Here is an 8,904-nt window from a genome sequence, read left to right as displayed (position 1 = left end):
GAGGATACGGCCCTAACTTCAACGTCGGAGACGCCTTCAGTTGGGCCTGGAACAAGTTCACCCAGCACTGGGCGGCGCTCGTGGTACCGCTCATCATCTACGGCGTCGCGCTCACGGCCGTCGTAGGCATCCCCTTTGCGATCGCCTTCGCCACGGCCGATGTGGAAACCCAGACGGTCACCACCGACAACGGCTTTGGCGGCAGCACCTACGAAACGCCGGCCACCGGTAACCTGACGACGCTCGGCTGGGTCCTGATCATCCTCGGCAGCATCGCCGCTTTTGCAGTGGCAATCTTGCTGCAGGCCGGACTTACCACTGCAGCTGTGGACATCGCCGACGGCAAGCCGGTGAGTGTAGGAACGGCTCTCAAGCCACGCAGGATCGGCGCCGTGCTCCTGATTACGGTGTTGGTTTCCGTGGCGACCACGTTGGTGAGCTGCACTATCGTCGGCCCCCTGATCGTGGCCTTCGCCGCCATGTTCGCCGTCGTGGCAGCGGTCGACAAAGGTTTCCCGCCCATCGACGCCATCAAGACCAGCGTCGCGACCGTTCGGGCCAACCTGGGGCCCAGCGCGCTGTCCTACCTGGTGCAGTACGCGGCGGTGTTGGTGGGATACATCGCGTGCTTACTCGGAATGCTCGTCGGCGTTCCGGTGGCCACGCTCATTCAGGTGTACACCTACCGCAAGCTGACGGGCGGCCAGGTCGCCGAGATCGGACAGCCCCGACCTGCGTCGGAGTTCCCGCTCGGACCGCCCCCGGGCCAGTACAGCTAACGCTGGCCCGGGCGGTCTGAGCGTCGGCTCGATGCTGCGCCCGCCCGGGCGCGCGCTGCAGCCCGCTGATTCTTGTGATGAGATCAGCGGTTATGAGCATCAAAGTTGCGCTGGAGCACCGCACCAGTTACACCTTTGACAAGCTGGTGCGGGTGTATCCGCACGTCGTGCGGCTGCGACCGGCACCCCATTGCCGCACGCCCATCGAGGCATATTCGCTGCGCGTCGAGCCGTCCGACCACTTCATCAACTGGCAGCAGGACGCGCTGGGCAACTTCCTGGCCCGACTGGTCTTCCCGAAGCCGATGCGTCAGCTGACCATCGCGGTCGGGCTGATCGCCGATTTGAAGGTGATCAACCCGTTCGACTTCTTCATCGAAGAATGGGCCGAGACGTGGTTTTCGCCGGGCTGGAGCTACCCCAAGGCGCTGGCCGTTGACCTCGAGCCCTACCTGCGCCCGGTCGACGAGGACGGCGAGGGATCCGGCCCGGGTGACTTGGTGCGCGCGTGGGTGGAAAACTTCACGGTGCCGCCGGGCACTCGCACCATCGACTTTCTGGTCGCGCTCAACCGCGCGATCAACGCCGACATCGGCTACAGCGTGCGCATGGAACCCGGTGTCCAGACACCGGATCACACCCTGCGCACCGGGATCGGGTCGTGCCGCGACTCGGCGTGGCTGCTGGTTTCGATCCTGCGCCACCTGGGACTGGCCGCGCGGTTCGTGTCCGGCTACCTGGTGCAACTTGCGTCCGACGTCGAGGCTCTCGACGGCCCGTCCGGACCGGCCGCAGACTTCACCGATCTGCACGCCTGGACCGAGGTGTACATCCCTGGCGCGGGCTGGATCGGACTGGACCCGACGTCGGGCCTGTTCGCCGGCGAGGGCCACATCCCGTTGGCCGCCACCCCGCACCCGTCATCGGCGGCGCCTATCACCGGCGGCACCGAGCCGTGCGTCTCGGAGCTGGAGTTCTCGAACACCGTCACGCGCGTCCACGAAGATCCGCGGGTCACGGCGCCCTACACGGACGAGGCCTGGGAGACGATCTGCGAGGTGGGCCGAGGCGTCGACGAACGCTTGGTCGCCGGCGACGTCCGGCTGACCATCGGCGGCGAACCCACGTTCGTGTCGGTGGACAACCAGGTGGACCCGGAATGGCGGACGGCCGCCGACGGACCACACAAGCGCGAGCGGGCCTCGGATCTGGCCGCCCGCCTCAAGGCCCAGTGGGCGCCGCAGGGGTTGGTGCAGCGCAGCCAGGGCCGCTGGTACCCGGGAGAGCCGTTGCCGCGCTGGCAGATTGCCCTGTACTGGCGGACCGACGGCCGTCCACTGTGGAGCGACCCCTCGCTGCTGGCCGACCCGTGGCTCAACAAGCCCGCACCGGTCGACAACGACGCGGCGCAACGCGTGCTCACCGCGGTTGCCGACGGCCTAGGGCTGCCGGCGACGCAGGTGCGCCCCGCCTACGAGGACCCGCTGGCCCGCCTGGCCGCCAGCGCACGACTCCCGCTGGGCGACCCTGTGGACCCGGACGACGACCTCGCGGAGGACACCCCGGGAGCTCGTGCCGAGCTGCTGGCGCGACTCGACGAATCCACCACGGCCCCGGCGGCATACGTGCTGCCGCTGCACCGACGAGAGGACGGCGTCGGCTGGGCCAGCGCGGACTGGCACCTGCGCCGCGGTCGCATCGTGCTGGCGGAGGGCGATTCGCCCGCCGGCCTGCGACTGCCGCTGAACGCGATCAGCTGGAACCCACCACCGACGTCGTTCGGGGTCGACCCGACCAGCGTCAGGCGTTCGCAGCTCGTGGACACCGACCGAGCCGCGGCGGTGGTGGTCGAGCCGGACACCGCGCCGAGGACCGCGATGGTCGCCGAGGTTCGGGACGGTCTGCTCTACATCTTCATCCCGCCCACCGACGCGCTGGAACACTTCATCGACCTGATCACCCGCATCGAAGTCGCTGCGGCGCAGCACAATACCCCCGTTGTCATCGAAGGCTACGGTCCCCCACCGGACCCGCGTCTGCAGTCCACGACGATCACCCCCGACCCCGGCGTCATCGAGGTCAACGTCGCTCCAACCGCAAGTTTCGAAGAACAACGGCAGCAACTGGAGACGCTGTACGAACAGGCCCGTCTGGCTCGGTTGTCCACGGAGTCGTTCGACGTGGACGGCACCCACGGCGGCACCGGCGGCGGCAATCACATCACGTTGGGTGGCGTTACGCCGGCCGATTCGCCGCTGTTGCGCCGCCCGGATCTGTTGGTGTCACTGCTGACCTACTGGCAGCGACACCCGTCGCTGTCGTATCTGTTCGCCGGGCGGTTCGTCGGCACCACTTCCCAAGCGCCGCGGGTGGACGAGGGACGCGACGAAGCGCTGTATGAACTTGAGATCGCCTTCGCCGAAATTGCCCGGCTGTCTCAGTTCTTCGGGGGGTCATCGCCACAACCGTGGATCACCGACCGCGCGCTGCGGCACCTGTTGACCGACATCACCGGCAACACCCATCGCGCCGAGTTCTGCATCGACAAGCTGTACAGCCCCGAAGGTCCCCGTGGCCGCCTCGGCCTGCTGGAGCTGCGCGGCTTCGAGATGCCGCCGCACCTGCGAATGGCGATGGTGCAGTCGCTGCTGGTGCGTTCGCTGGTGGCATGGTTCTGGGAGCAGCCGCTGCGTGCCCCGCTCATCCGCCACGGCGCCAATCTGCACGGGCGGTACATGTTGCCACACTTCTTGATTCACGACATTGCCGACGTTGCCGCCGACCTCAGGGCGAACGGCATCCCGTTCGAGACCAGTTGGCTGGACCCGTTCACCGAATTCCGCTTCCCGCGCATCGGCACCGCGGTGTTCGACGGCGTCGAGATCGAGTTGCGCGGCGCGATCGAGCCGTGGAACACCCTCGGCGAGGAGTCCACCGCCACGGGTACCGCCCGGTACGTCGACTCCTCGGTCGAGCGTGTCCAGGTCCGTGTCATCGGCGCGGACCGGCACCGGTATGTGGTGACCTGCAACGGTTATCCGGTTCCGCTGCTGGCCACCGACAACCCCGACATCCACGTCGGCGGGGTTCGGTTCAAGGCCTGGCAGCCGCCGAGTGCGTTGCACCCGACCATCACCACTGACGTTCCGCTGCAGTTCGAGCTCATCGACCTGACCGCCAGGACATCGCGCGGCGGCTGCACCTATCACGTCGCCCACCCCGGTGGACGCGCCTACGACGAGCCGCCCGTCAACGCGGTGGAAGCCGAATCAAGACGCGCCCGCCGCTTCGAGGCAACCGGTTTCACCCCCGGCAAACTCGACCTTTCCGCCATCAAAGAAAAGCAGGCGCGAATGTTCACCGACGTCGGCGCGCCGGGCATCCTCGACATGCGACGCGTGCGTACCGTGCAGCAGTAATGGCTTCAGCAGAGATGGCCTCTTCCCTCAGGGAGGCAGCGCGCAGCGGCACGAGCGCATCACATGTCGCTGACCGCTACGACGTCGACCGGCTACTGGCCGGCTACCGCAGCGCGCGCGCCCAGGAAGCACTCTTCGATCTGCGTGAAGGTCCGGGTGTCGGCTACGACGAGTTCGTCGACCGAGACGGGAACGTGCGGCCGGGTTGGGAGGAACTCGCCGACGCGATCGGCGAACGCGGCAGGTCCGGGCTGGATCTGCTGCGTTCCGTGGTGCACGACCTCATCGACCACGACGGCATCACCTACACCGAGGCCGACTCGCTGGAGCCGGGCCAGTGGACGCTGGACACCCTGCCCGTGGTGTTGTCGGCCGATGACTGGCACGTGCTGGAAACCGGTGTGGTGCAGCGGTCGCGGCTGCTGGACGCGGTGCTGGCCGACCTGTACGGGCCCCGTCGCGTGCTGCTCGAGGGCATCCTGCCGCCGGAGCTGCTGTTCGCCCACCCCGGTTACATCCGCGCCGCCAACGGAATTCAGGTGCCGGGGCACCACCAGCTGTTCATGCACGCCTGTGACGTCAGCCGGCTGCCGGGCGGCGGTTTCCAGGTCAACGCCGACTGGACCCAGGCGCCCTCGGGAGCCGGTTATGCGCTGGCGGACCGGCGGGTCATCGCCCACGCCATTCCCGAGCTCTACGAGCGGATCGGCCCGCGGCCGACGACGCCGTTCGCCCAAGCGCTGCGGCTGGCACTGATCGATGCGGCGCCTGACGTCGCGCAAGACCCGGTGGTGGTGGTGCTCAGCCCCGGTATCTTTTCCGAGACGGCGTTCGATCAGGCGTATCTGGCTACGCTGCTTGGCTTTCCGCTGGTGGAAAGCGCGGACTTGGTGGTGCGCGACGGCAAGTTGTGGATGCGCTCGCTGGGCACCCTGAAGCGCGTCGATGTCGTGTTGCGCCGCGTCGACGCCGACTACGCCGACCCGCTGGACCTGCGGGCCGATTCGAGGCTCGGCGTGGTGGGTCTGGTGGAGGCGCTGCATCGCGGAACCGTGACCGTCGTCAACACTTTGGGCAGCGGCATCCTGGAAAGCCCTGGACTGCTGCGATTCCTGCCGCAACTGGCCGAACGCCTGCTCGGGGAAGCTCCGATGTTGCCGACCGCGCCGGTCTACTGGGGCGGCATCGCGAACGAACGCTCACACATCTTGGCCAACCTCTCGCGCCTGCTGATCAAATCCACCACGGGCGGGAAAACGTTTGTCGGCCCCACCCTTTCGTCGGCGCGACTAGCCGAGTTGGGGGCGCGTATCGAGGCCATGCCCTGGCAGTGGGTCGGCCAGGAGTTGCCGACGTTCTCGTCAGCACCCTCCGACCATGCGGGCGTGTTGAGCTCGGCGCCGGTGGGCATGCGGTTGTTCACGGTCGCCCAGCGCAGTGGATATGCGCCCATGATCGGCGGACTGGGCTACGTACTGGCACCGGGACCGGCCGCGTACACACTGAAAACTGTTGCTGCAAAAGATATTTGGGTCCGTCCCACCGAGCGGGCGCTGGCCGAGACGGTGACCCTTCCGTCGGTGGTGCAACCCGCCAAGACCGGGGCGGGCACGTGGGCGATCAGTTCCCCGCGTGTGCTGTCCGACTTGTTCTGGATGGGACGTTACGGCGAGCGCGCCGAGAACATGGCGCGTCTGCTCATCGCCACCCGGGACCGTTATCACGTTTTCCGGCATCAGCAGAACACCGAGGAAAGCGAGTGCGTGCCGGTGCTGATGTCGGCGCTAAGCCGAATCACCGGAACCGATCTCGGTGTCCCGCACGAAGGCGCCGACATAGAGGGCGACCAGGATCACGACAAGCACGAACTGATCGCCGTCGCCCCCTCGACGCTGTGGTCGATGACCGTCGACCCGGTTCGGCCGGGGTCGCTGGCCCAGTCGGTGGACGGACTGGCCCTGGCGGCCAGGGCGGTGCGCGACCAGCTATCCAACGACACCTGGATGGTGCTGGCCGGCGTGGAGCGCGCGGTGGCGCACAAGTCCGATCCGCCCGAGTCGCTCGCGGAGGCCGATGCGGTGCTGGCGCAGGCGCAGGCGCAGACGTTGGCGGGGATGCTGACGCTGGCGGGCGTGGCCAGCGAATCGATGGTGCGCGACGTGGGTTGGACGATGATGGACATCGGCAAACGCATCGAACGTGGCCTGTGGTTGACCGCGTTGCTGCAGGACACGTTGACCACCGTGCGCAGCCCGGAAGCCGAGCAAGCCATCACCGAAGCCACCCTGGTCGCGTGCGAATCGTCGGTCATCTACCGACGCCGAACACTGGGCAAGGTCAGCGTCGCTGCGGTGACCGAGCTGATGCTGTTCGACGCGCAGAATCCGAGGTCGCTGGTGTACCAGCTGGACCGGATACGGACCAACCTCAAGAATCTGCCCGGCTCGTCGGGATCCTCACGGCCGGAGCGCTTGGCCGAGGAGATCCTCACCAACCTGCGCCGATCCGATCCCGCCGAGCTGGAAGAGGTCAACGACGACGGAAAGCGGTCGGAATTGGCCGAATTGCTCACCACGATCCAGAATGAGCTGCGCGACCTGTCCGACATCATCACCGCGACGCAGTTGACGCTGCCCGGCGGTGGCATGCAGCCACTGTGGGGGCCCGACGAACGCCGGGTGATGCCCGCCTAGGCGACCGCCTGCCCGTGCGCGGCGGCGGTGACCTCGTCGATCACGTTGTGGATGAACTGCATCTTCTCCAGCACCGCCGGCGGCAACACGAAGGGGTACAGGTCGTCGTGGCCCATCGAACGGTTCACCATGTTCAGTGACCACGACAGCGGCAGCCACATATCGATGATGGTTTGAAAAGCGCTGGGACCCAATACCGTCCGGTCGAAGGTCGCCGTGGCCGGGGCCAAGCCACACCATGCCGAGGTGTCCAGGGTGTCGCGGATGTGCAGGTAGTGCGCGAACGTCTCGGCCCAATCCTCCGCCGGGTGCATCGTGGCGTAAGACGACACGTAGTTTTCCTGCCACTCGTCCGGTGGGCCCTCGTTGTAGTGGCGGTCCAGCGCCTGCTGGTAGTCGGCATCGGGATCGCCGAACAACTCGTTGAACCGCCGCAAGTACTCGGGCGACCTGATAAGCCGGTAAAAGTAGTAGTGGCCGACCTCGTGCCGGAAGTGCCCCAGCAAGGTCCGGTACGGTTCGTCCAGCTCCGCCCGCAGCTGCTCGCGGTGAACATCGTCGCCCTCGGCCAGATCCAGTGTGATGACACCGTTCTCGTGGCCCGTCAGCACTTGCTCGTGTGCGCTGGAAAGCAGTCGGAAGGCCAAGCCGTAGTCGGGGTCCTCGTCACGTCCGATGATCGGCAGCTTGAGTTCGTGCAGCTCGGCCACCAGCCGCCGTTTGGCCGCCTCGGCCCGGGCGAATTCGGCCAGGCCGACCGTGTCGTTGTCGTTGGGCCGTTCGGTGGTGAGTGCGCACGACGCGCACAGCCCGCCGGGTTGATCGACCGAGACCAGCCAATTGCATTCGGCGAGATAAAGATTGGCGCAGAGTTGATAGTCGCTGGCCGGCACGGCGCCGGCATGCTCGCTGTCGTCGCCTTTCGAGATCACCAACAGCGTCATCTGTTCGAGGGAAAAACCGAGGGAACTGCCGCAGGACAGGCAGGCCGAGTTCTCGAAAGTCAGGCGCTGACCGCAGGTTGGACAGTGGAAATCACGCATTAGAGCTCATCACCTTCATAGGGCACGACGTCGACGCCGACGTCGATCACGCTTTGTTCCGAATTCGTATAGATGATGCCGCGCAGCGGCGGCACATCCGCGTAGTCACGACCACGCCCGACCACGATGTAGCGCTCGTCAACGAGTTGGTCATTGGTGGGGTCGAGTCCCAACCATTCGAGCTGACCTGGCTGCTGCGGCGTCCACACCGATGCCCAGGCGTGGGTAGCGTCCGCTCCGATCATTCGATCCTTTCCGGGAGGAGGGTCAGTAGCCAGATAGCCGGACATGTAGCACGCGGCCAGGCCATTGGCTCGCAGGCAGGCGATCGCCAGCCTTGCGAAGTCTTGACATACCCCTTCCCGGGCCGCCAGAACCTCATTTACCCGAGTAGAAATCGTCGTCGCCCCGGAACGGTAGGTGAAGTCGTGGAAAATGCGCGACGCGAGATCGCGCAACACCTCGACCAACGGCCGACCCGGCACGAAACTGGGCGCCGCGTACTCGCGCACCGCGTCGGTGATCTCGGGCGGATTGAGGTCCAACACGAAGTCGGTTGCAAGCGCCCCCTGCAGGCCGGTGGGTCGAGCGGCCTCCCACGGTTGCAGGGCCGGGCCGGTGCTGTACAGGCCGGCAGCCACCGGCGCGACGTCGACGATCGAGTCGCCGGTCACCGTCAGGACCTGGTGTGGCTCGGTGACATGGAAAAAAGACCTGACGTTCCCGTAGTCGTCGCGACTGGTCGAAAAGTCCGCGGGCGCGGGGTCGACAGTCAGCTTGTGTGCGATGCACCGCTGTCGCAGCGAGTTCCGGGGGGTGAGGAATCCACGCCCGTAAGAGCTGGTCACGACGTCGGAATAGCGGTACTGCGTGCGGTGTGTGACGCGGTAGCGGTGAACCGCGGACCGGTCGGAAAGGGGGGCAGATAAGGGGTCGGACAGGGCGTCTGGCAACGGTCAACTCCTGACGT

General features: G+C 66.6%; 5 protein-coding genes. 3 read left to right on the top strand and 2 right to left on the bottom strand.

Features of this window, described 5'->3' with window-relative positions; genetic code table 11:
* The 3 genes from BST27_RS32535 to BST27_RS22840 form a co-directional block, all read left to right on the top strand.
* Positions 1–779, top strand: a 779-nt coding sequence (locus tag BST27_RS32535) for a DUF2189 domain-containing protein (RefSeq protein ID WP_170062348.1), incomplete at its 5' end; no start/stop codon positions are given.
* A 92-nt stretch (positions 780–871) separates the two neighbouring features.
* The gene (locus tag BST27_RS22845) at positions 872–4,198 is read left to right on the top strand and encodes a transglutaminase family protein (RefSeq protein ID WP_069418570.1); all 3,327 of its coding nucleotides are present in this window, start codon (positions 872–874) and stop codon (positions 4,196–4,198) included.
* Positions 4,199–4,212: 14 nt separating this feature from the next.
* The gene (locus BST27_RS22840) at positions 4,213–6,891 is read left to right on the top strand and encodes a circularly permuted type 2 ATP-grasp protein (protein WP_069418610.1); all 2,679 of its coding nucleotides are present in this window, start codon (positions 4,213–4,215) and stop codon (positions 6,889–6,891) included.
* Here BST27_RS22840 and BST27_RS22835 read toward each other — a convergent pair.
* Together BST27_RS22835 and BST27_RS22830 are read right to left on the bottom strand one after the other, a co-directional pair.
* On the bottom strand, positions 6,888–7,934 hold the full coding sequence (locus BST27_RS22835) for a zinc-binding metallopeptidase family protein (protein ID WP_069418571.1): 1,047 nt from the start codon (positions 7,932–7,934) through the stop codon (positions 6,888–6,890). The genes BST27_RS22840 and BST27_RS22835 overlap by 4 nt on opposite strands.
* Positions 7,934–8,875: a transglutaminase family protein gene (locus BST27_RS22830; protein ID WP_079219585.1), complete on the bottom strand. Its 942-nt coding sequence runs from the start codon at positions 8,873–8,875 to the stop codon at positions 7,934–7,936. The genes BST27_RS22835 and BST27_RS22830 overlap by 1 nt, the downstream gene beginning before the upstream one ends.
* Positions 8,876–8,904 lie beyond the last annotated feature (29 nt).

Origin of the sequence: Mycobacterium intermedium (genome assembly GCF_002086275.1) — a bacterium.
In the GTDB taxonomy this organism is placed as follows: domain Bacteria; phylum Actinomycetota; class Actinomycetes; order Mycobacteriales; family Mycobacteriaceae; genus Mycobacterium; species Mycobacterium intermedium.
The sequence above is the reverse complement of the archived record's forward strand: the minus strand, read 5'-3'. Positions and strand labels throughout refer to the sequence as shown.

Bases quoted from the DNA above. Each gene is read 5' to 3' on its own strand.
- BST27_RS22845 (WP_069418570.1), top strand. From the start codon at position 872: ATGAGCATCAAAGTTGCGCTGGAGCACCGCACCAGTTACACCTTTGAC.
- BST27_RS22840 (WP_069418610.1), top strand. From the start codon at position 4,213: ATGGCCTCTTCCCTCAGGGAGGCAGCGCGCAGCGGCACGAGCGCATCA.
- BST27_RS22835 (WP_069418571.1), bottom strand. From the start codon at position 7,934: ATGCGTGATTTCCACTGTCCAACCTGCGGTCAGCGCCTGACTTTCGAG.